The following is a 19,654-nucleotide window of genomic DNA, read 5'->3' as shown; positions in this document are numbered from 1 at the left end:
TTTCAATCCGACTGTGAGAATTGAAAGGGGACTGGTCCGAATGGCCAACCCAGCAATACCCGCTGTAATATCCGCAAGGAGATCAGCGTCGGTGTCAGCAAAAAGACGCGGCACTTGGCTAAAATTTGGACCGGTGCTTCTGGGCATTCTCGGCATCCTCGGATTCCTTGGTTTGTGGCAGGTGGTCTCCGTATTTGGAATCGTTGATCCGAAACATATGCCACCGCCCACCGTGGTTTTCGAGCGTTTCGTATCTAACTTTGCCTACACCCAATTCTGGGTGGCAGTGGGTCATACTCTTCGGGCATGGCTATTGGGCGTGGTGATCTCTACCGTCGCAGGTGTCCTCGTGGGCGTCGCAATTGGTTCCAGCCGCATCCTTATCCGGGCCACACATTCGACCATCGAGTTCTTGCGACCGATTCCCGCCGTCGCCCTGATACCCATTGCTGCATTGATTTTCGGCCCTCGTATTGGGACGGAATTGATGATCATCATCTATGCATGTTTCTGGGTTGTTCTGATTCAGGTGTTCTACGGAATTTCCGATCTGGATAAGGTCGCGCTCGATACTGCACGTACGTTGCGCATGAATTTCGTTCAACGCGTTAGGTACGTCATCTTCCCCACGCTGCTTCCGTTCCTGATGACGGGACTTAGATTGGCGGCTACTGTTGCGCTAATTCTGGCCATCAGTGTGGAGTTGATCGTGGGAACTCCTGGCCTTGGACAAGAGGTGGCCTTCGCGCAGATCAATGGGTCCGCACCGGCGATCTATGCCTTGATCATTACCAGCGGATTGCTCGGGATCGCCATCAACATGATCATGCGATTCATTGAGCGCAAGACCTTGTTCTGGCACGAATCTGTACGCGGAGGTAAAACAGCATGACAATACTCAAGAAGACCGGGTATTTTCTGGGTCTCCCAATAATTCTGGTGAGCGCATGGATCATTTACACCTCGCTCACCACCAACTTTTTCATTCCGGAACCTGCCCCGTTGGTTAACCGGTTCGTAAAAATCTGGTTCCAGGAACGCTTCGTTTCAGATGTTTTGCCCAGCCTTGGACGACTCTTGGCCGGGCTGGGACTATCCATCGTGTTTGGCGTTGTGATTGGTGTGGTTATTGGCTCGGTGCAGTGGCTTCGCTGGTTGCTGGAGCCGCTCTTCGAATTCATCAGAGCAGTCCCGTCGACCATTCTTATCCCCGTGCTGTTGTTGCTCATTGGCATTAATGACGCCATGAAAATCACACTGATCGTCCTCAGCTGTGTTTGGCCGATTCTACTGAATACCGTCGCCGGCGTGACCAGTATTGATGAGGTATTGCTGAACACCTCCAAGATGATGGGGCTAAAGAAGTTAGACCGGATGCGCTATCTCGTACTCCCGGCAGCTTCGCCACAAATCATGGCGGGGATCCGGCAAAGTCTGGCGGTGGCCCTGATCCTGATGGTCGTGTCCGAAATGTTCGCCTCGACCGATGGCATCGGCCACTGGACCATTAATTTCCAGAACCGTGTGGCCATACCCGAAATGTGGAGTGGCATCTTGCTGCTGGGCCTCATCGGTGTTGTTTTGTCAGTGATTTTCCAGTGGTTTCAAAAGCGAATTCTCGCGTGGTACGAAGGATTAAAGGAGAACGAAAATGACTGATTTAGAAAAAGCCGTCCGCCTTGAAGTTAGCCAAGTCCAGAAGGTTTATCAGTCGGGAGCTGGTTTCGAATTTGAAGCCGTTAGGTCACTGACGTTCGATCTCTTTGACGGCGAATTCGTTTGTCTGGTAGGTCCTTCGGGAAGCGGAAAAACGACGCTACTCAAGTGCATCGCAGGTCTCATGCGCGCGACGTCGGGCCAGGTTGTCCTGGATGGCCAGCCAGTAAATGGACCTGCCAAGGGTATGGCTGTTGTCTTCCAAGAATATGGACGCAGCCTATTCCCGTGGATGACGGTGGAAGCCAATGTCGATCTGCCGTTGAAGACCAGTGGCGTGCCCAAGTCTGAGCGTGCCGCCCGCGTTCGAGATGCCTTGGAATCGGTGGGTCTGAGCGATGCGGGGGCCAAATATCCGTGGCAGCTTTCCGGCGGTATGCAGCAGCGTGTTGCTATTGCACGGGCGGTTGCCGCACAGCCCAGTGTTCTTCTCATGGATGAGCCTTTTGCCGCAGTTGATGCCCAAACGCGTGCTGAACTCGAGGATTTGGTGCGCCGAATCTGGAAGGAGCACAATATGACCATTTTGTTTGTCACCCACGATATTGACGAATCCGTCTACCTTGCAGAACGAGTACTTGTACTCTCCAGCTCTCCGACGGTGATCCAAAACGACATCAACATCGATTTGGCGGCCGACCGTGATCAACTAACCACTCGCTCAGCGGCACGCTTCGCCGAATTGCGGGCAGAAGTCTACGAACGGGTTCAGTTCGCTAAAACCAATAATCAGGGCATATCCGAGCCTGCTCGAAGCACCGAGGCAATCGTATGAGCGAGGTTCGGTTCGAAACGAAGAACATCTTGATGGATGACCTGTTTTGGCAAGAGGATTATGAGCCGATCACCGAAACCGATGCTGAGCTAGCATCGTTCGTAGAGAAGGCGGATCTACCCGCACTACTGGCGGCACTTGCCGCGGCGACGGTGGACGACAGCACCCTTACTCCGAATCTGCGTCCTCCGCTGACGCCTGTGGATACGGTTGGTCACCCACATGGTGGCATGAGTGCATCGGCTCAAGAACAGGGCAGAGCCGTCGCACTCGCTGGTCTACGCAGGCTGCGAGATGAAGGAATCAATCGTGTTGGCATCCTGCCTGATGCGCTCGTGGGGTCCATCCTTGACTTTCTGAGTGATGGCCACGATGAGTGGACCAACATGCTGAAGCACGAGCTCGATTTGGCCGGGGACAAAGGTGGTGCGCCACAATGGCGGTACGAGGATGTGGCCCCGGACGGTCACGAATTCTCCGTGCTCATTGTCGGATCCGGTGTTGCCGGCATTGCTGCCGCTCATCGGTTTTCACAAGCAGGTGTTCCGTTCACGATCATCGAGGCCAGTGAATGCTTGGGCGGTACGTGGCAGAAAAACCGCTATCCGGGGGTGCGTCTGGACACCCCAACCTTCGGATACTCCTATTCATTCGCGCAGCGTGCCGACTGGCCGCATCAGTTCGCCGAAGGTCACGAAGTCCGTGAGTACTTGGAAACGGTTGCCAGCAAAGCGGGCATCCGCGAACGAATTGAGTTTGGATCCCGACTCGTGAGAGCCAATTGGGACGAAAATCGTGGCACCTGGGAAACCAGTATTCTGGTCCGAAACGGCGAAACGCAGCTACGAAGTTTTAATGCTGTCATCAGTGCCTCAGGTCAGCTGGATATTCCCAACATTCCTGATTTTCCCGGGCAGGATGTCTTCGAAGGCATATCAATGCACTCGCAGGAGTGGGATGAATCAGTGAACTGGACGGGTAAAAAAATCGCCGTTATTGGCACGGGCGCAAGCGCCTATCAAATCGTCCCTGCGATCGTTGACACCGTTGAGAGCATGGTGGTTTTCCAACGGAGCGCGCCATGGATGCTGCCAGCGCCGACGTATCACGAGCGGATGAACGATACTTTCGACTGGCTCATCCGCAAGGTGCCACACTATGCCCAGTGGTTCCGGCTCTGGGTAACCGTTCTGGGAATTTCCGGGCGCTTTCACACCGTGCGGGCTGAGGATAACTGGGAAATGGCCCCGCTGAGTGTCTCGAAGAAAAACCATCAAGTCAGGGAGGAGTTAACACGTCGTCTCTCCGAGCAGTTTGCCGGGCACCCCAATCTGCTGAAGCATGCAATCCCCGACTATCCTCCGGGCTCCAAGCGCATGTTGCGAGACAACGGTGTTTGGGCACGGGCGCTGACGGCTAAACAAACAACACTTGAGGTGTCGCCGATTCGCGAGTTCACTCCGCGTGGAATCGTGACTCAGGACGGGACCGAACATGATGTCGACATCGTCGTCTACGCTACCGGTTTCAAGCCGTCCGACTACCTAGAGGGAATCAAGATCACTGGCCGCGAGGGAGTAGATCTCCATGATTATTGGCATGGAGATGCGCGTGCCTATAACGGGGTCACCGTCCCTGGATTCCCGAATTTCTTCATGGTGTATGGACCGAATGTGGGAGGGGTGGTCGCGGGGAGCCTTCACTTTATGTTGGAACGGGCCAGCGAATATGCGCTCAAGGCGATCCATGAAGTCTTAAAACGTAGAGCCAAGGCCTTGGACGTCAAACAGGTCGCACTCGATCGATTTGTTGATTGGGTTGATACAGAAAACCGGCAGATGGCTTGGGGGCAACCGTACGTCAGGACCTGGTACCAGAACAGTAGTGGGCGGGTTTCGCAGGTCTGGCCGTTCACCAACGCAGAGTATTGGGACGTGACCGAACGTGTGAGCTCGGGTGACTATGACTTCCTTATGTGATGTATCGAGGTCGGTCACGACCGAGTTGAATCATCGAAACCTGCCATCTCAGCGTGGAGTATCGTCAAGGGGTACTAATGCTGGTAGCGAAGTGAAGGAGTAAGCCGTGGCTAGGAGAACTAATGCGCATCAGAGCACTCCCGGGAACGAACGAGCCATCCTCGATGCAGCGCTGACACTAGCGGTGACGGCGGGATACGAAGGCACCACAATGGCTGAGGTCGCGCGTTTGTCTGGATTGCCCATCGGATCCGTCTATTGGCATTTCAGCAACAAGGAACAGCTTTTCTCCGAATTGATCGATTTTTGCTTTGAAAAATGGAAAATCGACCATACCGGTCCGACAAACCGCGACCTGCTCCGCCGGAGTATTGCCGGATCGGCAGGCGGATCTGTTGACCCGGAGAACAGGACCGAAGCGTTCTGGATTCTTGCCCTGCTCTTCGCGCTCGAGAAACGCCTGACGGGCAATGCAGCCCGCGAGAGGTACCTCGAAGTGCGAAAGCAGATGTTCGAACTGATGGTCGCGCGAGTTGAGCCCCAGATCCCAGACATTGTGTTGGCTGACGATCCGCAGTTCGGTCGAAAAATGGTGGTTCTTGGTCGCGCGTTGACCGACGGCTTCTATATCGCGGCATCAGCGGGCGACGACATCGATTTCTTGGAGTTCGCGGATCTTTCAGCTTCGGCCGTGGCCGCTCTTATCGACAGGCAAGTCGAAAAAATTTCCAATGGGGCAGCGAAGTGACTAGTGATCAAAAAGTCGCAGTAGTTATTGGCGGTGGTTCTGGCATCGGGGCTGCAGTTCTTAGTGAATTAGCAACAAGTGGATACAAAGTTGCAGCACTGTCGCCTTCCGGAAGTGCAAAAGCCCTCGCCGAGCAGCTTGGTGGGGTAGGGCTTGAAGGGACGAACCGGTCGACTTCGGACTTGCAGGCCATCGTGGATCTGGCGCTTGCTGAGTACGGCCACATCAATACCGTCATCAATAGCTCCGGGCACGCAGCATCCGGTCCCGTCTTGGCGCTGAGCGATAGTGATTGGGCGGAAGGCCTGGATCTCTACCTGATGAATGTTGTGCGTATGTGCCGCATCATTACGCCGCACTTCCAAGCAGCAAACGGAGGAACCATTGTTAACATCTCGACGAGCTCGCCATTTGAACCAAATCTGAGATACCCGATTTCTGCGACCTTCCGTGCTGCGCTGGCGTCGTTCACCAAGCTCTATACGGACGAGTACGGACCGGAGGGCATTCGAATGAACAACGTCCTTCCGGGGTATACCAAGGATGATCCGAGCACGGTTCCTCCCGAATGGACTCAGAAGATCCCGCTACGTCGGGCAGCTGGCGTTGAGGAAGTGGCCAGGGTCGTTCGATTCCTTGCGGGTGATGAAGCCAGTTACATGACCGGCCAAAACATTCGAGTCGACGGTGGAGCCTCACGTTCCGTGTAATTGGCAGGGTAAAACACCAAATCTTCGGTGAGGTCGCTGTCGAAGTTGGAGCTTGCTCGATCACCCTGGGCTCTTGTATCTGGTGAGTTTCACGTCGTCCATCGGCCCTGAGATTGCCGGGATTCGTTCTTGCCAACCTCGAGGGCGAAATTCAGCTTTTATTGCACCTCGCGCAGGCAATCCATGAAGGCCTCTGCCGCCGGGTTCGCCGAACCTCGCGCCATGTACAAGATGCTCTGCGGGTTGGAGGTGATGGGCCTGAAGGCGACACCGGGCATTTGGAAGCGGGCGACCGAGGCAGGCAAAATCGACATGCCCAGCCCCGCTGCGACCAGACCCAGAATGGTCTCTTGGTGGATGGCCTGCTCCACAATCTTCGGCTGTCCGTGGCCGTCGAAGAGTGAGTGCACCACGGAGAAGAACCCGCTCATGTGCTTATAGGGGAAGAGAATGAAGTTTTCCCTTGCGAAGTCGTCAACAGATACCGTGGTCAGCGCCGCCAAAGGATGGGCCTCGGGTAGCACGAGGACCAGGGGTTCGGTATGGATCTGTTCCAGATTCATACCGGGTAGGCGCATCGGGTCGCGCAGGATACCGATGTCCAGTCGACCTTCAACCAGCAGGTCGACTTGTTCATCGGTGGTGACGGGATTCAGCGCCAGCTCCACCAGCGGGCGACGTTCGCGGAAAAGACGCACCGCTTCGGGTATGACCGTATAGCTGGCCGAGCTGACAAAGCCGATGGTCAGTTTGCCGCGGATACCGGTGTTAACTTCGGAGACTTCGGAAACCACGCGACCCAAATCGGCGAGGACGGGGGTGAGTCCGTCGCGGAACATCCGCCCGGCCGCAGTCAGCTTCACGCTGCGTGTCGAGCGGTCAAAAAGAAGCACGTTAAGTTCTTTTTCCAACTTTTTTACCGCCACCGTCAGTGGGGGTTGAGACATCGAGAGCAATTCGGCGGCCCGGCCAAAGTGAAGCTCGTCCGCCACCACAAGGAAGTACTGCAATTGTCGAAGTTCCATGTACACATTCTTTCACGATCACGAACAATATGCATGCGAATGATATTGGACGCAGATAGGAATTTTGTGGATTACTTGAACCTAGGAGCGGCAAACGAGCTAGCCGCACAGTGATCCTAGGAGTTTTCATGAGCCAGCAGACACCACGTGACACATCGGAATACGTCGTCATCGGGGCGGGCCTCGCCGGTTCCGCCGCAGCATGGAAGTTGGCTCAGCGCGGATATGAGGTCACACTGCTGGAGCGAACCACCCCGGCCAATGCCACGAGCAGCTCCCACGGCTCGGCGCGCATTTTCCGCTACGCCTACCCCGAGCCGTTCTACGCGGATCTGGTGAAACAGGCGAAATCTGGCTGGGACGAACTGGAAGCGATCGTAGGCACCCAGCTGATCAACCCCGTGGGGGCCGTTGACTACGGACCGACCCGCGATCCTCGCAATCTGGCCAACATTTTAGAGCAGGTCGGTATCGAACATGAGCTGTTGGGGGCTGCCGAGGCACGCGAACGATTTGCTGGCATAGCCTTTGATACCGAGGTTTTGTGGCAGCCGGGGGCCGGTGTCATCGACGCCGAGGCGTCGGTCTTGGCGATGGTTGCTCAGGCCAAAAAACATGGAGCACGCGTGGAAAACAACTGGCCGGTGAAAAGTATCGAATCCACCGCCACCGGGTACCGGATCCACGCCGAAGACGGCCGAACCCAAGATTGCGCCAAGGTCGTCGTTGCCGCCGGTGGCTGGCTGCCGCAGCTGTTGGGTAACCTGTCGCTGCCCAGCGGGTTTATCTCGGGAATTCCCTCCTTTGAGGTCTTCCAAGAGCAAGCCTTCCACTTCCCCTATGCAGATTCTGACCCGGAGTCCATGGCCGTGTGGCCCACCTACATCCATAAGGCAGCCGAGTTCCAGTCCTACGGACTGCCGGGAGGCCGTGACGCAGACTTCCGTGGTCAGAAGGTTGCCGAATACAAGGGTGGACGCATTATGAAGGACGCCTCGGAACAGGATGGTGTGGTCAGCGCAGCTAACCGCGAGCGCGTGATCAATTACGTGAAGACCTTCCTCCCGGGTCTGATTCCAGTGCCCTATGCGGAAACCACCTGCATCTTCACCAGCACACCCACCGAAGATTTCATCCTTGATGAAACCAACGGCATCACCATCATGTCCCCTTGCTCGGGGCACGGTGCCAAGTTTGCCCCGCTGCTCGGTGACTTGGCAGCAGATCTGGCCACCGGAGCTGCGGGTGTGCCGCAGATCTTCCGCCCGGGATCACGGGCCGCAAGCCTGCTGGTCTAACCAAACACTGCCACCGCAGCCTTGCTCAACATCATCATCCCGGGAGAATTCATGCAGCAGTCCAACACCACCACGCTGAGTACCGTCACCGGACTCATGGGCCAGATATCGGAAACGGGACGGGACGCACTTCGCGGGGGATACACCCGCCCCGTGTACTCCCACGCGGAGATCGAGCTACGCGACTGGTTTATCGAACAGGCACAGAGCCGCGGTCTGAGTGTGGAGCAAGATGGCAATGGGGCCCTGTGGGCTTGGTGGGATCTTCCAACGGGGGACCGCACCGATGCCGTGGTCACCGGTAGCCACCTGGATTCGGTTCCCGGAGGTGGTCCCTTCGACGGACCGCTCGGTGTTGCCAGCGCACTGGTGGCGCTGGACCTGCTCAAGTCCCGGGTGCAAGAACGCACCAAGGCACTCGCGATTGTGGTTTTCCCGGAAGAAGAAGGATCGCGCTTTGGTGTGGCCTGTCTCGGGACACGATTGATGACCGGTGCCATCACGCTGGAGAAGGCACTGAACCTGCGGGATCAAGATGGCACCACCTTTGCCGATGTGGCGCGGGCCAACGGACTCGACACTCGGCTCATGGGACCTGACCCCACACGTCTGGCTCACATCGGCGCTTTTGTTGAGTTGCACGTGGAACAAGGACTCGGGCTGGGGGAGCTGGATCACCCGGTGGCCATTGGCGGTTCGATTCTGGGCCACGGTCGCTGGCGCCTAAGCATCACCGGACAAGGCAACCATGCTGGAACGACGCTCATGGCGGGGCGCCGGGACCCGATGGTGGCAGCAGCCCAAATGGTGGTAACCATTCGAAACATCGCCCGCGATCAGCCTCACGCTCGCGCAACGGTCGGACGAATCGAACCCGTACCGGGCGGCACCAACGTGATTGCCTCTGCCGTGAACTTCTGGCTTGATGTCCGCCACCCGGATGATGCGATCACCGCAGCACTGATTCAACGCATCCACGACACCGCCCTAGATCTTGCAGCATCCGAAGGTTGCGAACTGAGCCTGAACCAGGAATCACTGAGCCCCACCGTCACCTTTGATGCATCGCTGACTGCACGCCTCCAAGGATCGCTGATGCACGCTCCGGTACTGGACACCGGAGCCGGCCACGACGCCGGAGTGCTCGCAGCCCACGTACCCAGCGCCATGATCTTCGTGCGCAACCCGAGCGGCATCTCCCATTCCCCCGAAGAATACGTTGAGGACGCTGACGCCGAAGTCGGGGCGGCTGCGCTCGCCGATGCCCTGGCGGGGATGCTGAATTAGCCTCGGGTTGACGGTGGAATTTACGGAAGGGACAGTCGACTGAGCGACTGACTCTTGCTTCTTTTTGACCCGCGTAGTTCCTACCGGTGCAGGGGGGTGACGCCCATGGGAGTCCGGAAATTTTCGGAGGAAAATCCGATGCACAGTTGCTGTGGCAAGAGTCAAGCCCCCATCGAGCTCAAGCTCGATGGGGGCTTCTCAAGTTAATGGGGGTGAACCTATTTCTTGAGCTCAACCTTGGTCGTGGTTCCAAGCGCGGTAACTTTGTAGCTGATGGTTTCGCCATCATAGGTAAATTCTTTGGTGTCATCATTAGATGCTAGAAGTGCTGATTCGGTGGCTTTCACATCCCGCTTGGATGACCACACATAGGGCGCTGTCGCGTCCGTCGGAGCTTTAAATGTTCCGATCCAATACGTAGAGGTCGTATCGCCACCATCGGAAACCCACTCCACAGTGATCGTGTCGTCGGTGATCGTGGCGTGCTGGTAGGAATCTTCGCTGGCGGAGTTACTCTGCTTCCATTTGCCAGCCAGATTGGGAATCGTTTGTGTCTCCTCGGCGGGTTTGTCATCCGTAGCAACGGTCGGCGTGGCAGTTGTTCCACCGCAAGCAGTCAGGGTGAGTGCAAAAGCGAGAACGAGTGGCGTGAGGATTCTTTTCATAATCGAATCTTGGCACACGCTTACGACACAAAGTTATTTGTGGTTGTTCGACCAATATAAATATGACGGGGTATATGTTCGAAGGTCTCGTATAAGGCAATTGGCCACCAACAACAAAGTTGATCCCGGAATACTCGGGGGTGCTTCGCCGATGGATCACGGGGGATGTCCTTTCGGCGGCCGCATGCCAACTAATGGTCGAGTCGACTGAAAAGCACGAAGGGTTCGTGCACCACACCACGGGATGCACGAACCCTTCGAATATGTGGGGGACTACGCCATGACCGGTGCTGCCCAGAGGTTCAGCACCTGGCCGATGTTCTTCTCCTCGGCGGTGCGGTAAAGCTCGGTGGCCCAGGCGACGTCTTCGGTCGGCATGCCGCCGACCGAGTAGAGGATGATCTCCTCGTCATTGCGCCGGGCCGGAATGGCGCCGGTGGCAACATCGGCGATTTCCTCGAGCTTGGATTCATCAAGCTTGCCCGCGCGCATCAAGTCGTGGAAGTGGGTGCCGGGAATACCCAACAGCTGGTAGGCCTCGGCTTGGTACTCTTCGGCCCATGCATTGTAGAGACCACGGGCGTCAAGGATCAGGCGGGCGTCGTTGATGATGAAGTCATCATCGAAGCGTGCCGCTGCCGGCAGCAACAACAAAGCTCCGGGCTTGATTGCGTGCTTGGGGAAGTATGGGAAGGCATCGGAGCCGGCAATGTCGGTTGTGGTGGTCGCGATGACAATGTCTGCGTTGGCGATTGCGGCCTCAATGGAGTCGGCAATCTCAACGGTGGTGATCTGCGGGTATTTGTCCTTGACATACGCGGCGAAGGTCTCGGCACCGGAGGTGCTGCGTCCCTTGATCGTTACAGTGTGGATGCCTGGGCGCAGCGTCAGCGTTGCATCGATGACGGACTTGGCAATGACACCGGGGCCAACCACTGCAACAACTTCGGAGTCTTCCCTGGCCAGGTGCTTCACGCCAACACCCGGGACGGCACCGGTGCGGTAGGCGGAGAGCAGGTTGGCACTCATGATCGCCAGCGGGGCACCGGAATCGGTGTCATTCAGGGTGAAGAGGTGAATGGAGCGAGGCAACCCCTTCTTGCGGTTTTCGGCATTGGAGCCGTACCACTTCACGCCGGTGGTGTTGAAGCGTCCACCGAGGTAGGCGGGCATGGCCATGAAACGACGGTCCGGACCATCCTCTGGCATGCCTGCGTGCTGCGGGACCTGCGGGAAGGTGATCATGGCACCGTGGGAATTGCCGTTCTCTCCGGCCATCATGTAATCGCCCTTGCGCATCAGCACGAGGGTTTCTTCCATGACATCAACGCAGCGGGCGATGTCGGTGACGCCAGCTTCGATCATGTCTGCTTCGCTCAAGTAGCGGAAGTCGATGTTGGTCATGATGGGGTCCTTTCTCAAGACACGTAGCAAATCTGGCCCGTCGCTGGGCAAGGTAAAGATGGAAAGTAGTGGAACTGCTGCGGCGGCCAATCGGTTGGGATATCCGGCGCGCCGCCGCAACAGGAATGTGGGGATGAAACCTAGATTGCGGCTTCGCCTTCTTCGCCGGTGCGTACGCGCACCACGCGATCAACCGGCGTGACCCAGACCTTGCCGTCGCCGATCGCTCCGGCATCCCCAGTACGGGCATTGGCAACAATCACGTCGATGGCCTTGTCGACGTCTTTCTCGGCGACCAGAAGCTCGATGCACATCTTGGTGCGGAACTCCACGGCGAAGGCTTGGCCGCGGTAGTACTCCATGCGTCCGGCCTGGGCGCCGCGGCCCTGCATCTCGCTAACGCTCAGTCCGGTAAAGCCGGCCTTCTCCAATTCCTTGGATACGGTTTCCACCCGGATGGGCTTGATGATTGCGGTAATGAGTTTCATGATTTGATGTCTCTCACTCGGTGTTCGATGCTGTGGGTGGGATTCTAGAAGGTGCGGCCTTCATAGGCCGTTTCGACATGGAGGGCTCGATCAAGACCAAGTTCCTCCTCCTCAACGCTGACACGGATGGGAACAATCTTGTTCATGGTCCACGCAATCGCGTAGGTCATGGCGAAGCTGTAAACCATGGTGACAATCAGAGCCAGGCCTTCACGCCACAGCAGATCCATCTCGCCGCCGCGCAGGATGCCGCTGAATCCGGCAGGTGCCGCAGCGTTGGCCAGGAAGACCGCGAAGAGTGAACCGGTGATGCCGGCAATGCCGTGGATGGCAAAGACGTCCAGTGCATCATCGATCTTGTGGCGGCGCTTCCACGTGATGGCCCAGGCGGCTGCTGCCGAGGCGAGGAAGCCGACAAAGAGTGCGCCGACCGGTCCAACGGCGTCGGCCACTGGCGTGATGCCTACCAAACCCGCGATGGCGCCGGTTCCGGCTCCAAGCATGGTGGCGTGGCCATCACGGATCCGTTCAATCGCGATGAAGCCGAGGATGCCACCAGCCAATGACAGGATCGAGGTCAGGACGACGTACTGGGCCAGGAAGTTGGCGCCACCGGCGGTGCCGCCGTTAAACCCGATCCAACCGGTGGCGATCAGAGCGACACCCACGAGCATCAGTGGGAGGTTGTGTGGACGCCCGGCGGGAGCATTGCGGCGGCCAAGGACCATGGCCAGCGCCAAGCCTGCGGCACCCGCATTGAGGTGAATTGCGGTGCCGCCGGCGAAGTCGTGCAGCTTGAGCTGGTTGCGCATCCAACCGCCAACAACTCCTGTTTCTTCATTCGAGAAGGCGAACACCCAGTGGCCGAGCGGCCCATAGACGAGTACTACCCACAGGGCCACAAAGACAAGCCAAGAACCAAACTTCATGCGACCGGCAGCGCCGGAAGCAACCAGCGCGACGCTGATTCCTGCGAAAAGAATATAGAAGGCGCCCCAGAGCGGTCCGCCACTTCCGTCATCTTCCATGAAGGAAGTGAAGAACGAGTACTCGAAGGGGTTGCCGATGATCCCTGCGCCTCCTACTGAGTCACCCAACACCAGACCGTGTCCGATGATCACGTATACAACTGCTGTGACTGCCAGCGAGCTCATGACCATCAAGACCATGTTCAGGACGTTCCGTCCGTTAAGCATTCCGCCGTAGAGCATGGCGAGGCCGGGGAACATGAGTAGAACTAAAGCGATGGCTGTCAGTATCCATGCGATATCTGCGGGTTCCATGTGTTGCTCCCTTCCCAAGAAATTCTGTGCGAGTAAGAACAACCTATCGAGGCCGGATGCCGCGCGTCTTTCCGATTTGTTTCGTGCAGAATAATCAGCACGGAAAGTTCTGATGATTATTTCTGGAATGTAAATTCATCGACATCCGAAGAGCGACTCGTGAATTTAGGTTGACGGTTCGAGGGTGGTTCGCGTAGTTGTACGCAGCGCGTGGTCTTCAGCTGATCGCGCGGTAGGCTTTTTTGTTTGGCACACAGCTTTTCCCCGGACCGAGCGGCAACTCGTCGGGGATTTTGATGCCCGTGGAATTTCTTGGTGAACTGCGCTTTGCCAAGTCAAATGGCGCTGATGTTCAAATAAATTGCTCGTCTTGGGAAGCCGGGTTACCGCCATAGGAGCGGTGCGATGGTAGGCACTGCGCCCTCGTTCGAAGTAGTGCGCGTCATTTCTCATTCTTAGCGGCTTGCTAATTGTAGCGACACAGAAAGTATTGGACGCGAATATGTGGTTGACGATTTACTGGTAGTAATGATGCGCCTCGTGGTTCGATGGCGAGGCGGCTTGGGTCACTATGATGCCGTAGGTTGATTTCAACTATGCGTGACGAAACGTTAAATAAACCTCACAAACATTGCGTTGAATTTTGCGCCATTCTCTATTTTTGCAGAGTGTTGATCTCATAGTTCGCAGGGCAACGCTCATCGAAAATCGAGAGAGTTGCGCCGGCCTACCGGTTGTTAGGGCGGCTCCGGGTACTGAGACTGTTATTCCCGAACGCACATCAGCAAAGATTCGGGAGGTGCCTCAATCCCCGAGACCACGTCGCTAGGCCGAATTCCTAACCGGGAACATCCCGCCCGCACCAACACACTTAGGTGCACCGGATGATCCTCTGCACGTCTTCAGCGCAATAGTCGCACCGCACATCCACCAGCATGGCCGCATGCCCTGCATGAAAAGTGAAGGCTACCTCGCAGATGAGCAATGACCTTCCTGCAAAGTTGTATGAGCGCCCTTTGGGAAGCCCACAGAAATCAGGTCACCACGCCGCGGGTGGCTCTGCCGTTCTCATCCAACAGCCAACCCACGCGCTTCGGGTACGCCAACGCCACGGCGCTCTCGGCAAACCGAATTTCCGGAATGCGCTCGGAGATCGCCAGCTCGACGTCCATAACCTCCGCCACGGAGCGAAGCCAGAGGACAAACGTGAAATTTGTCGTCCCGGTGGTGGAAGCGCAAAGACGCAGATTTCGAAAGGACCGCAATATCTCCGCTGCCTGTTGGTGTTGTCCCGGCGGGACCACAGCGAACCATTGGCAACTCACCGGAAACGCGGAATCCAACTGCGACAACTCGCAGCGGAACGACAACACGCCACTGGCCAGAATGCGGTTCAACCGCCGACTTACCGTTGTGGGGTGCATTCCGATTTCGCGCGCGATCTGAGTGGAACTGGCCCGTCCATCGCGAATCAGACACTTCACCATGCCCTCATCGGAGGCGGTGAGCACGTACGGCGGCCCCGTAATCGGGGCGGCCAGCGACTCCAGTTGGGCCTGTTGGCTTCTATTCAATGCGTCAAGGCGCCAAATGTGACCCTCGGAATGTACCCGAGTGCAGATGGAGGCCTCGTACTTGGTGATTCCCGGAATTCGAGTCAACATCGGCACGATCTTGCGCCCCAGCTCGGCGAGGTTGGCGGTTTGCACCTTCAACAGCAGATCGCGGTTGCTGGCGGAATCCAGGATCGAAACCACCTCGGGTATGGCGCACAGCTCATCGATGACCGAGTGACGTTCGGTCACCGTGCATTCGACGTCGAAGAGGGAAAACGTCGACTCCATGGACGTGCTGATGGCATTGGCCGTGACCCAGGCCAGCCCCGCGGCCCGAAGCCGTTGCCAACGCGCGGCCAACGTCGTCGGATGCGAATCAAGCACCGTGCAGCATCGCTCCAGCTGACCCGCGGTGCAATTTGCAGCGCGTGGATCAGCATCAGATCCTCTTCCGATACGTCCGATGTCATGTACGACCTGCACCATTCTTCGATATTTCGCGGTAGTTGCGCAGGATTCCAGCGACTCGGAGACCCACAAGCATCCAACATATACGCTCATCCGAAAGTAGATCTACAGCACGCAAAGGAAACCCATGTCACATCTGCACAATGCGCGCCAGCTGGAACCCGAGTTGATTCGGCTCCGCCATGCACTACATCAGGAACCCGAGATCGGGCTTGATTTGCCACGAACCCAAGAGCGGGTACTGACCGAACTCGAGGACTTGCCGCTGGAGATCACCCTCGGTCGACAGCTGAGCTCGATCGGCGGCGTGTTGCGCGGAACGGCGGATGCTGCCGGAACCAACACCTCCGATCGACCCGTGGTGTTGTTGCGCGGAGACATGGACGGCTTGCCGGTCCAGGAACGCACCAATGTGCAGTATTCATCGCGCATTGACGGTGCCATGCATGCCTGCGGACACGATCTCCACACCGCCATGCTCGCCGGTGCCGCCCGGCTGCTCGCCGAGCGGCAGAGTCAACTGCCGGGCGACGTGGTGTTCATGTTCCAGCCCGGTGAGGAAGGCTGCAACGGTGCCGGCATCATGATTGATGAGGGGATCCTGGATCTTGCCGGTCGACGCGTTGATGCCGCCTTCGGCATGCACGTCTTCTCCGGCCAGACCGACCACGGAAACTTCCTCACTCGTCCCGGCATCATGATGTCTGCCTCGGACACGTTGATCGTTACCGTTCAGGGAACCGGTGGCCACGGCTCCGCTCCGTACAAGGCTCAGGACCCCATCGCCGTCGTCACGGAGATGATCTCTGCCCTCCAGGTGGCAGTCACTCGGCAGTTCGATATCTTCGACCCCGTGGTCATCACCGTTGGCTTGCTCCGGGCGGGGACCGCGTCAAACATCATTCCCGATTCGGCCTACTTCGAGGCCAGCGTGCGTACCTTCTCGGAGGTCAGCCGAGATCGACTCAAGCGTCTTGCCCCGCAGCTGCTCGGCGGGATCGCCCGCGCCCACGGGCTGGACGCCGATGTCGAATTCCGGCCCCGATATCCAGCCACCGTCAACAACGATGCCGAGGCGCAGGTTGTCATGGACACCGCGGCCGAATTATTCGGCACCGATCGCATTATCCAGATGAAGCAGCCGTTGGCCGCCTCCGAGGACTTCTCTCGGGTGCTCAACCTGGTTCCGGGCGCATTTGTCGGACTGGGTGCAGCGGCTCCCGGCGTTGATCCGAATTCGGTTCAATTCAACCATTCCCCATTTGCGTCCTTCGACGACGGGGTCTTGGCCGAGGGTGCTGCACTTTATGCTCAGCTAGCGGAGAACCGGCTTCAGCAGCTGGCCCACGAACGCCGCGTTGTGGCGACCGCAGTGAAGGTCCATCAATGAGCACTCTGACCAAGCAACGCCCTACGAAGGTGATGGACAGGTTCCTGACCGGCGTGGAGAAGGTGGGCAATAAACTGCCCAATCCTTTTATGCTCTTCCTGATTCTCTTCACCATTACGGCTGTTCTTTCCACCGTGATGGCCTGGATGCAGGTCAGTGTTCAGCTCCCCGGCAGCGCGGATGCCACGGCGATTCGGGGACTTTTCACTCCCGAGGGGTTGAGCTGGCTCACCGCCAACATTGGAACCAACTACCTCGGCTTTCCGCCTCTGGCCACGGTGCTTCCCATCTTGTTAGCCGTGGGCGTTGCCGAGAAGTCGGGCATGCTTGCGGCGATGATCCGCAAGGCCTTTGGCTCTGCACCACGGTGGGCGTTGCCCTACGCCGTGGGTGTTGTCGGGGTGGTCGGGTCCATCATGGCGGACGCGGCATTTGTCATCATTCCGCCGCTGGCGGCACTCGTTTTCAAGGCGGCGGGACGCCACCCCGTGGCGGGATTGTTGGGCGGCTTCGCCGCCGCCGGTGCCGGTTATTCCACGAACTTCCTGGTCACCAGCCTTGACGCCCTTTTTGCCGGCATTACCACCGCCGTCACCGACACCATGCCCAACGCCGGGGCGGCTGTCACTCCGGTCTCCAACCTCTTCTTCAACATCGTTTCCTCCTTTGTGCTGATGCTCTTGGCCGGATTTATCATCGACAAAGTTCTTGAGCCGCGGTTGACCCGTCAGGGTGTGCCGACGGTGGCGACCGATTCGGAAGGGAGTGAGGTCGAAGCGGCCGAGACGCTTAACCCGGAACTGACCCCGAGCGAAGCACGGGCGCTGAAATTCTCGGTGGCCGCTGGTGTTGGACTGGCCGCGCTGATGTTGGTCGCCGTCTTGGTGCCGGATTCGCCGTGGCGTAACGAGGACGGCGGCTTCCTGCCCAAGTCACCCCTGCTGAGCTCGATCGTCTTCATCGTGTTTTCCATGTTCATGATTCCGGGCCTGGTCTACGGAAAATTGGTCGGCACCATTCAGCGTGGAAGTGATGTCCCGAAGGTCATGGGTGAGTCCATCCGGGACATGGCTGGATTCTTGGTCCTGGCGTTTATCCTCGGTCAGTTCATCGCGCTGTTCAACTGGTCGGGAATCGGACAGTGGATCGCCGTGACCGGTGCAACCGGCCTAGAAGCCATTGGCCTGACCGGGTACCCGGCCATCCTCGCCTTTATTGTGCTGGCCTCGTTATTGAACCTTTTCATTATCTCCGGCTCGGCGATGTGGACGCTGATGGCGTCCGTATTCGTACCATTGTTTGTACTACTTGGATACGAACCAGCCTTCATTCAGGGGGCATTCCGAGTGGGTGACTCGGCAACTCAGGTCATCACCCCGCTGAACCCCTACATGATCGTCCTACTCACCATGTTGCGAAAGTACGAACCTCAGGCAGGCTTGGGGACGCTTATCGCCCGGATGTTGCCCTTTGTGGTCCCGTTCTGGCTGGCGTGGGTAGGCATCCTGAGTGTCTTCTTCTTCCTGGATCTGCCGCTTGGTCCGGGCAATGGCATCTTCCTGGAGCCATAATTACGTCCCGGTCGAGCGTTCCGACCTAACATTTCGATTGCTGCGTAATGCACCCGGTGTGGTCGGTGCGAACACAACGTGTTCCTACTGACCGCACGGGGTGCATTTTTGTGAGCATCTCATAGTTGGTCACTGAAGAATGGGAAGGGCAGCAAAACTACGCCCTCGACGGTGTTTCGGCTATTCCCAAGAGTCTTTGAACCCTGGCGGCAGGCAGCTGGTGATCTGGGGCGCGTGCGAGTTCAACAGCGCCACGAGGTAGGCGATTCGCTCCTCGGTCATGTAGACGCTGGGTGCCGACACCGAGATCGAGGCGACGGGCTGGCCGCTCAGATCCGGAATGGGGATGGCCACGCAGATGATGCCGAGTTCGTTTTCCTGGTTATCCAGCGAATAGCCGCGTTCGCGAACCAGGTTCATCTCGCGGTCAAAGTCCTCCACGGTCTTGAGCGAGAAATCGGTGATGGTGGCGGTGGGGTCAAAATGCGTCAGCGCCTCGGCACGGGGTCGGAAGGACAGGATCATCTTTCCCATCGCGGTGTTCTGCGCGCGCAATCGCCCGCCTGGGCGCGAGGCCATTTCGATGCCCCGGCTGCCGCGGGCCTTGGCCAGGTAAAGGACGTCGTCGGCCTCCAGAATGCCCAAGTGTGTGGTGTCGCGGGTGACGTCGGCGATCTCTGCCAGCCGGGATTGGATTTCCTCGGGCAGGTTCAGGCTGCGCTGGGTCTGGGCGCCGAGTTCCATGAGTTTGAGACCGAGTCGATAGCGGTTATCCGGGCCCAGGGAGAGGTAGCGCCCGGCTACCAAAGAGGTCAGCATGCGGTGAGTTGAGGAGCGGCTCAGGCCGGCCGCAGCAGCGATGTCGTCCAGCCGATCGACGCCGGCTGCCACGTGGTCCAGCAGATCAAGGCCACGCTCGAGGGTCTTGGCTCCGGTCGGTTTTTCCATGCAATAAGTCTTGCATGACTTCCGCACTCACCTGCCGCGATACAAGATCGTGTGACGTGGGTTGCATTCGGGGGTGTGATGTGACTTATAGTTGATTTATTGAAAGTGGGACGTCATCCCGATAATAGGTATGACTCAATTCTTTGGATTGGTAATCAGGGTTCCTTGAATTTTCAACGTATTTGACCCTCTGATTTTTGGTGCCCGGGTGTCGCGGTGGGGGATGGTCATAAGGGGACACGTTCTCAGTGGCGCAATTTTTGTCAGTCAATCCACTTGCAATGAATCACCAGAATTAGAACCGGAAACTTCGAGAGTAAGGATCGTTGGCCCCAAGTGTTGA

At 57.6% G+C, this 19,654-nt stretch carries 17 protein-coding genes; 10 read left to right on the top strand and 7 right to left on the bottom strand.

The genetic code is table 11. The annotated features are described in order from the left end of the window. The first annotated feature begins 40 nt into the window (after window positions 1-40). The 6 genes from KUF55_RS16745 (at window position 41) to KUF55_RS16720 (ending at window position 5,928) form a co-directional block, all read left to right on the top strand. Window positions 41-892, top strand: a complete 852-nt coding sequence (locus KUF55_RS16745; RefSeq protein WP_132360313.1) for an ABC transporter permease — start codon at window positions 41-43, stop codon at window positions 890-892. Beyond that, a complete protein-coding gene (locus KUF55_RS16740; RefSeq protein WP_132360311.1) occupies window positions 889-1,659 on the top strand; it encodes an ABC transporter permease in 771 nt (256 codons plus the stop codon). Before KUF55_RS16745 ends, KUF55_RS16740 begins: the two co-directional genes overlap by 4 nt. Then, a complete protein-coding gene (locus KUF55_RS16735) occupies window positions 1,652-2,491 on the top strand; it encodes an ABC transporter ATP-binding protein (RefSeq protein WP_218817370.1) in 840 nt (279 codons plus the stop codon). The genes KUF55_RS16740 and KUF55_RS16735 overlap by 8 nt, the downstream gene beginning before the upstream one ends. Beyond that, complete coding sequence (locus KUF55_RS16730; protein ID WP_218817369.1) at window positions 2,488-4,470, top strand: NAD(P)/FAD-dependent oxidoreductase; 1,983 nt, start codon at window positions 2,488-2,490, stop codon at window positions 4,468-4,470. The genes KUF55_RS16735 and KUF55_RS16730 overlap by 4 nt, the downstream gene beginning before the upstream one ends. Before the next feature lie 211 nt (window positions 4,471-4,681). Beyond that, window positions 4,682-5,218, top strand: coding sequence for a TetR/AcrR family transcriptional regulator (locus KUF55_RS16725; RefSeq protein WP_255557129.1), 537 nt, complete (start codon window positions 4,682-4,684; stop codon window positions 5,216-5,218). Then, a complete protein-coding gene (locus KUF55_RS16720) occupies window positions 5,215-5,928 on the top strand; it encodes an SDR family oxidoreductase (protein WP_218817367.1) in 714 nt (237 codons plus the stop codon). Before KUF55_RS16725 ends, KUF55_RS16720 begins: the two co-directional genes overlap by 4 nt. A 158-nt stretch (window positions 5,929-6,086) precedes the next feature. Here the strand turns inward: KUF55_RS16720 and KUF55_RS16715 are convergent, their stop codons facing one another. Beyond that, window positions 6,087-6,953: a LysR family transcriptional regulator gene (locus KUF55_RS16715; RefSeq protein ID WP_218817366.1), complete on the bottom strand. Its 867-nt coding sequence runs from the start codon at window positions 6,951-6,953 to the stop codon at window positions 6,087-6,089. Between the two features lie 128 nt (window positions 6,954-7,081). Between KUF55_RS16715 and KUF55_RS16710 the strand changes: the two genes are divergently transcribed. Together KUF55_RS16710 and KUF55_RS16705 are read left to right on the top strand one after the other, a co-directional pair. Further along, window positions 7,082-8,251 (top strand): FAD-dependent oxidoreductase, encoded by a 1,170-nt coding sequence (locus KUF55_RS16710; RefSeq protein ID WP_218817365.1) that lies wholly within the window; start codon window positions 7,082-7,084, stop codon window positions 8,249-8,251. A gap of 51 nt (window positions 8,252-8,302) precedes the next feature. Beyond that, entirely contained in the window at window positions 8,303-9,538 is a 1,236-nt protein-coding gene (locus KUF55_RS16705) for an allantoate amidohydrolase (protein ID WP_218817364.1), read from the top strand. Between the two features lie 218 nt (window positions 9,539-9,756). On the opposite strand, the gene KUF55_RS16700 is transcribed toward KUF55_RS16705, so the two are convergent. The 5 genes from KUF55_RS16700 to KUF55_RS16680 all read right to left on the bottom strand — a co-directional run bounded on the left by KUF55_RS16700 (window position 9,757) and on the right by KUF55_RS16680 (window position 15,420). Further along, the gene (locus KUF55_RS16700; RefSeq protein WP_218817363.1) at window positions 9,757-10,203 is read right to left on the bottom strand and encodes a hypothetical protein; all 447 of its coding nucleotides are present in this window, start codon (window positions 10,201-10,203) and stop codon (window positions 9,757-9,759) included. Window positions 10,204-10,476: 273 nt separating this feature from the next. After that, window positions 10,477-11,607 carry a tyramine oxidase subunit B gene (locus tag KUF55_RS16695; RefSeq protein WP_218817362.1) on the bottom strand — a complete coding sequence of 377 codons (1,131 nt, stop codon included), beginning with the start codon at window positions 11,605-11,607 and terminating at the stop codon, window positions 10,477-10,479. Window positions 11,608-11,747: 140 nt separating this feature from the next. Then, entirely contained in the window at window positions 11,748-12,095 is a 348-nt protein-coding gene (locus KUF55_RS16690) for a P-II family nitrogen regulator (RefSeq protein WP_132360291.1), read from the bottom strand. Window positions 12,096-12,139: 44 nt separating this feature from the next. Beyond that, on the bottom strand, window positions 12,140-13,378 hold the full coding sequence (locus tag KUF55_RS16685) for an ammonium transporter (RefSeq protein ID WP_132360288.1): 1,239 nt from the start codon (window positions 13,376-13,378) through the stop codon (window positions 12,140-12,142). Between the two features lie 1,034 nt (window positions 13,379-14,412). Next, window positions 14,413-15,420 (bottom strand): Lrp/AsnC ligand binding domain-containing protein, encoded by a 1,008-nt coding sequence (locus KUF55_RS16680; protein WP_255557128.1) that lies wholly within the window; start codon window positions 15,418-15,420, stop codon window positions 14,413-14,415. Window positions 15,421-15,529: 109 nt separating this feature from the next. Between KUF55_RS16680 and KUF55_RS16675 the strand changes: the two genes are divergently transcribed. Both KUF55_RS16675 and KUF55_RS16670 read left to right on the top strand, forming a co-directional pair. After that, window positions 15,530-16,792: a M20 family metallopeptidase gene (locus KUF55_RS16675; protein WP_218817361.1), complete on the top strand. Its 1,263-nt coding sequence runs from the start codon at window positions 15,530-15,532 to the stop codon at window positions 16,790-16,792. After that, complete coding sequence (locus KUF55_RS16670) at window positions 16,789-18,363, top strand: AbgT family transporter (RefSeq protein ID WP_218817360.1); 1,575 nt, start codon at window positions 16,789-16,791, stop codon at window positions 18,361-18,363. The genes KUF55_RS16675 and KUF55_RS16670 overlap by 4 nt, the downstream gene beginning before the upstream one ends. A gap of 180 nt (window positions 18,364-18,543) precedes the next feature. Here the strand turns inward: KUF55_RS16670 and KUF55_RS16665 are convergent, their stop codons facing one another. Continuing rightward, window positions 18,544-19,311: an IclR family transcriptional regulator gene (locus KUF55_RS16665; protein ID WP_218817359.1), complete on the bottom strand. Its 768-nt coding sequence runs from the start codon at window positions 19,309-19,311 to the stop codon at window positions 18,544-18,546. Between the last annotated feature and the right edge of the window lie 343 nt (window positions 19,312-19,654).

The organism is Paeniglutamicibacter sp. Y32M11 (assembly GCF_019285735.1).
In the GTDB taxonomy this organism is placed as follows: Bacteria; Actinomycetota; Actinomycetes; order Actinomycetales; family Micrococcaceae; genus Paeniglutamicibacter.
Note: the sequence above shows the minus strand (reverse complement) of the source record. Positions and strands in the feature narration are given on the sequence as shown.

Excerpts from the sequence above, each read along its gene's own strand:
- KUF55_RS16745 (WP_132360313.1), top strand. The coding sequence starts at position 41 with ATGGCCAACCCAGCAATACCCGCTGTAATATCCGCAAGGAGATCAGCG.
- KUF55_RS16740 (WP_132360311.1), top strand. The coding sequence starts at position 889 with ATGACAATACTCAAGAAGACCGGGTATTTTCTGGGTCTCCCAATAATT.
- KUF55_RS16735 (WP_218817370.1), top strand. The coding sequence starts at position 1,652 with ATGACTGATTTAGAAAAAGCCGTCCGCCTTGAAGTTAGCCAAGTCCAG.
- KUF55_RS16730 (WP_218817369.1), top strand. The coding sequence starts at position 2,488 with ATGAGCGAGGTTCGGTTCGAAACGAAGAACATCTTGATGGATGACCTG.
- KUF55_RS16725 (WP_255557129.1), top strand. The coding sequence starts at position 4,682 with ATGGCTGAGGTCGCGCGTTTGTCTGGATTGCCCATCGGATCCGTCTAT.
- KUF55_RS16715 (WP_218817366.1), bottom strand. The coding sequence starts at position 6,953 with ATGGAACTTCGACAATTGCAGTACTTCCTTGTGGTGGCGGACGAGCTT.
- KUF55_RS16710 (WP_218817365.1), top strand. The coding sequence starts at position 7,082 with ATGAGCCAGCAGACACCACGTGACACATCGGAATACGTCGTCATCGGG.
- KUF55_RS16705 (WP_218817364.1), top strand. The coding sequence starts at position 8,303 with ATGCAGCAGTCCAACACCACCACGCTGAGTACCGTCACCGGACTCATG.
- KUF55_RS16700 (WP_218817363.1), bottom strand. The coding sequence starts at position 10,203 with ATGAAAAGAATCCTCACGCCACTCGTTCTCGCTTTTGCACTCACCCTG.
- KUF55_RS16695 (WP_218817362.1), bottom strand. The coding sequence starts at position 11,607 with ATGACCAACATCGACTTCCGCTACTTGAGCGAAGCAGACATGATCGAA.
- KUF55_RS16690 (WP_132360291.1), bottom strand. The coding sequence starts at position 12,095 with ATGAAACTCATTACCGCAATCATCAAGCCCATCCGGGTGGAAACCGTA.
- KUF55_RS16685 (WP_132360288.1), bottom strand. The coding sequence starts at position 13,378 with ATGGAACCCGCAGATATCGCATGGATACTGACAGCCATCGCTTTAGTT.
- KUF55_RS16680 (WP_255557128.1), bottom strand. The coding sequence starts at position 15,420 with ATGGTGCAGGTCGTACATGACATCGGACGTATCGGAAGAGGATCTGAT.
- KUF55_RS16675 (WP_218817361.1), top strand. The coding sequence starts at position 15,530 with ATGTCACATCTGCACAATGCGCGCCAGCTGGAACCCGAGTTGATTCGG.
- KUF55_RS16670 (WP_218817360.1), top strand. The coding sequence starts at position 16,789 with ATGAGCACTCTGACCAAGCAACGCCCTACGAAGGTGATGGACAGGTTC.
- KUF55_RS16665 (WP_218817359.1), bottom strand. The coding sequence starts at position 19,311 with ATGGAAAAACCGACCGGAGCCAAGACCCTCGAGCGTGGCCTTGATCTG.